1 protein-coding gene and 1 pseudogene are annotated in these 714 nt (G+C 57.0%); both read right to left on the reverse strand.

Features of this window, described 5'->3' with window-relative positions:
* Positions 1 to 26: 26 nt before the first annotated feature.
* Positions 27 to 278, reverse strand: a complete 252-nt coding sequence (locus C5L10_RS33350) for a DUF982 domain-containing protein (protein WP_105433213.1) — start codon at positions 276 to 278, stop codon at positions 27 to 29.
* 155 nt (positions 279 to 433) lie between these two features.
* Positions 434 to 714: pseudogene (locus C5L10_RS33355) on the reverse strand (hypothetical protein); the annotation flags it as partial.

Genomic DNA, 714 nt, shown 5'->3' on the forward strand with positions numbered 1-714 from the left:
ACCCTCCGACATGTTTATCCTCTACCTCAGTTGCCACTGATATCAAGGTCGGCTTCCTCCGCAGCTCGCAGGAACGCAGCCCGCGCTTCCGCCACTGGTCGGCCACCACTCATGACGTCGAGGAAGATTTCGCGAGCTCGAAGAAACTCTTCCCCAGAATTCACAGGCCAAGAGGACGTCAGGATATCGGAGGCCTGTTCAGTACTGCTGACTTTGCGGCGTAGGCCATTCTCGTCTTCGTAGAGCACCGGTCGGCGCCAACGTTTAGGATCGAACATGCTTCAGCTCCGATACCCAGCGCCAGACGACATCCATCATCCCGATACGTTCCCCCCATTTTTGGTCGCAGCTTGGAAGCTGAGGCTGGCGCGGGTTGGTGATCATCAACGGAACGTCCAACAGGATCTGCTCCTCGACATCGCCGAGGGAACTTCTATCTCCGCTTCAAATCGAGCTCGGTGGTTACGATCGGCTCTCCAGAACCGGGGTCCTTGTCGACGGTCTTGATACGCAGGCCGGTCTCACCAACCTTTTGGATGATCATGGTGGCCTTGCGGTCCCCGTAGATTTCATTGGCCCACGTCACGTCGAGATTGATCGTATTGCCCTCGCGGCTACCGGCGAGGGTCGAAGGCTTGCCCGACACCCCTACATATGTACCCGAATAGGAGTTACCCGACGTATTGACCTTGGCTTTGAAGCCCCGTGTAACGA

It is taken from the genome of Neorhizobium sp. T6_25 (genome assembly GCF_002968555.1).
GTDB lineage: Bacteria > Pseudomonadota > Alphaproteobacteria > Rhizobiales > Rhizobiaceae > Neorhizobium.